At 66.8% G+C, this 3,159-nt stretch carries 3 protein-coding genes; 2 read left to right on the top strand and 1 reads right to left on the bottom strand.

Going from position 1 to position 3,159, the window contains the following annotated elements:
* Positions 1–429 precede the first annotated feature (429 nt).
* Complete coding sequence (locus ABB28_RS17330) at positions 430–1,179, bottom strand: FAD-binding oxidoreductase (protein WP_057687600.1); 750 nt, start codon at positions 1,177–1,179, stop codon at positions 430–432.
* Between the two features lie 139 nt (positions 1,180–1,318).
* Here ABB28_RS17330 and ABB28_RS17325 point away from each other — a divergent pair, with 139 nt between their 5' ends.
* Both ABB28_RS17325 and ABB28_RS17320 read left to right on the top strand, forming a co-directional pair.
* Positions 1,319–2,230: an ABC transporter ATP-binding protein gene (locus ABB28_RS17325; protein ID WP_484600294.1), complete on the top strand. Its 912-nt coding sequence runs from the start codon at positions 1,319–1,321 to the stop codon at positions 2,228–2,230.
* Positions 2,227–3,027: an ABC transporter permease gene (locus tag ABB28_RS17320; protein WP_042612435.1), complete on the top strand. Its 801-nt coding sequence runs from the start codon at positions 2,227–2,229 to the stop codon at positions 3,025–3,027. Before ABB28_RS17325 ends, ABB28_RS17320 begins: the two co-directional genes overlap by 4 nt.
* The last annotated feature ends 132 nt before the right edge of the window (positions 3,028–3,159 follow it).

Below are 3,159 nucleotides of genomic sequence, written 5' to 3'. Positions count from 1 at the left end.
TGCGGGCCTCGTTTCGCGCCATCCATGGCGCTCAACGCCCCCGCCCAGCCCCACCGCCCGGCCCTGACAGTCCGCGCGTGCGCCCACCCCGGAAAAAAGAGAGAACAAAGGCAGGGGTCAGGGTCCTTTCGCTGCGCGAAAGGACCCTGACCCCGTCCCCAGCGCTGACAGGTGAAGGGAGCCCCTGAGTCAGGGGCGGCCGCGAAGCGGCGGGGTGTGGGTGATGGTGAGACGGGGCCCACGGTTTGCGCAGCAAAGCGTGGGAGCGGCAGCGCGAATGCGATGGCGTGGACCCGTGCCATGGATGGCACGAAACGAGGCCCGCATGGATGCGGTTTTTGCCGTCCCCCGCACAGCCTCCCCGCCTGGCCCACCCCCAGAGACAGAAACAAGAGCCACCCGCGAGGGGGTCCCACCCGTTCGACCAGCCTACTTGCTGGAAACGTACTTCTCGCGGCGGATCTGCGGATTGCCGAGCCCTGCCAGCTTCAACGCATCCACGCAGGCATCCACCATTTCCGGGTTGCCGCACAGGTAGGCGATGTCCGTAGCGGCATCCGGCGCAAGATCGGCCAGCTGCTGCTGCACGTAACCATGGCGGACGTCCGGGCCCGGGTCGGCCGGCAGCTCGCGCGACAGGCACGGGATATAGCGGAAGTTCGGCTGCGACGCGGAAAACGCTTCGAAATCTTCGCTGTACAGCAGCTCGGCCGGGCTCCGGGCGCCCTGCAGCAGGACCACCTGGACGCCGCGTTCGGCCATGGCGGTGGCCAGCAGGGGCAGCATCGAGCGGTACGGGGTAACCCCGGTGCCGGTAGCGATCAGCAGGTAGCGGCCATTGTGGTCGCCCGGCTGCAGGCAGAACCGGCCATACGGGCCGCTGGCGCTGAGCTGGCCGCCGATGTCCAGGCCTTCGAACAGCGCCGTGGCGGCACCGCCGGGCACGAAACTGACCGCGATATCCACCGCCTCGCCCGGCCCCAGCGCATGGTCGTGGAGGGTCGCCAGCGAGTAGCTGCGCTTGGTTTCGGTGCCGTCGGCGTACTGGAAATGGACCTGGATGAACTGGCCGGGCTGGAAATCCAGCGGCTGGCCGTCGTCGCGGAGGAACTGGTAATGGCCTACGGTCGGCGCCAGCATGCGGCGGTCGACCAGCTTCATGGGAAATTGGACTGGCACGGCAGTGGGAACAGTGTGTAGCCGGGGCAAGCCCGTGGGGGGATCTATAATAGCCCTCCCTGCACTCCTCCATGCGCCACCCGCAGGCGCAAAGGCTTTCCGCTTGGCTTCCCTGAACAACAGCGCGCCCGCCCTGCGCGTGCGCGACCTGCGCAAGACCTATGACAACGGCACCGTTGCCCTGAAGGGCGTGTCGCTGGAAGTCGCCCCGGGCGATTTCTTCGCCCTGCTGGGCCCCAACGGCGCGGGCAAGTCGACCCTGATCGGCATCGTCAGCTCGCTGGTGAACCTCAGCGACGGCCAGGTGGAGGTGTTCGGCACCGATCTGGTGGGCGAGCGCAGCGCCTCCATGCGGCTGATCGGCCTGGTGCCGCAGGAGATCAACTTCAACCTGTTCGAAAAGCCCTTCGACATCCTGGTCAACTACGCCGGTTTCTATGGCGTGGACCGCGCCGAGGCGGAAAAGCGCGCCGAGGAAGAGCTCAAGCGCGCCCACCTGTGGGAGAAGGCGCAGGTGATGAGCCGCACCCTGTCCGGCGGCATGAAGCGCCGGCTGATGATCGCCCGGGCGATGATGACCCGGCCGCGCCTGCTGATCCTGGATGAACCGACCGCCGGCGTGGACATCGAGATCCGCCGCGACATGTGGCGGGTGCTGAAGGAGATCAACACCGCCGGCACCACCATCATCCTCACCACGCATTACCTGGAAGAGGCCGAACACCTGTGCCGCAACCTGGCCATCATCAACCACGGCCAGATCGTCACCCAGGGCCCGATGCGTGAACTGCTGGCCAAGCTGGACGTAGAGGGCTTCCTGTTCGACATCGACGGCACCCTGCCCGCCGAGCTGCCGCAGATCGAGGGCGCCACGCTGATCGCCACCGACGGGCACACGCTGGACGTGGACATGCCGCGCGCGATGGACCTCAACCGTGTATTCGCCGCACTCAACGCCTCGGGTATCCGCGTGCGTTCGATGCGGACCAAGAGCAACCGCCTGGAGGAGCTGTTCGTGCGCCTCACCGGCACCCCGGAGAACGTGGCATGAGCAGCACCCCGACCCCCGTCCTGACCGATGGCCAGCGCAACCGCATCGCCCTGGCGACCGTGGTGCGCCGCGAAGTGGCGCGCATCCTGCGCATCTGGGGCCAGACCCTGGTGCCGCCGGCGATCACCATGACCCTGTACTTCCTGATCTTCGGCGGCCTGATCGGTTCGCGCGTCGGTGAGATGGGCGGCTACAGCTACATGCAGTTCATCGTGCCGGGCCTGGTGATGATGAGCGTGATCCAGAACAGCTACGGCAACATCAGTTCCTCGTTCTTCGGCGCCAAGTTCGGGCGCCACGTGGAGGAACTGCTGGTCAGCCCGATGCCGAACTGGGTGATCCTGTGGGGCTACGTGGCCGGCGCGGTGCTGCGTGGCCTGATGGTGGGCGTGATCGTGCTGATCATCGCCATGTTCTTCACCCCGGTGCGCATCCCGCATCCGCTGGTGACGCTGACCACGGTGCTGCTGGGCGCGACGATCTTCTCGCTGGCCGGCTTCATCAACGCGGTCTACGCGAAGAAGTTCGATGACGTGGCGATCGTGCCGACCTTCATCCTGACCCCGCTGACCTACCTGGGCGGTGTGTTCTATTCGGTGAAGCTGCTGCCGGGCTGGGCTGAAGCCGCAACCCACGCCAACCCGATCTTCTACATGGTCAACGCCTTCCGCTACGGCCTGCTGGGCACCAGCGACGTACCGCTGTGGGTGGCCTATGCGCTGATGCTGGGCTTCGTGGTGGCGCTGACCTTCGTGGCACTGTGGCTGCTGCGCCGTGGCGTCGGCCTGCGCAGCTGAGGGAAGACGCCGGGCCTGCGGCCCGGCACCCTGCCTTGCAGGCAACTGCACTGCAACTGCAACGTCAAAGGCAACTGCGGCTGGGATGGTTGCCGGGTGGGGGGCAGGGGATTGCGGGGGACGCCGTGAACC

Origin of the sequence: Stenotrophomonas chelatiphaga (assembly GCF_001431535.1) — a bacterium.
In the GTDB taxonomy this organism is placed as follows: Bacteria; Pseudomonadota; Gammaproteobacteria; order Xanthomonadales; family Xanthomonadaceae; genus Stenotrophomonas; species Stenotrophomonas chelatiphaga.
The sequence above is the reverse complement of the archived record's forward strand: the minus strand, read 5'-3'. Positions and strand labels throughout refer to the sequence as shown.

Excerpts from the sequence above, each read along its gene's own strand:
- ABB28_RS17320 (WP_042612435.1), top strand. The coding sequence starts at position 2,227 with ATGAGCAGCACCCCGACCCCCGTCCTGACCGATGGCCAGCGCAACCGC.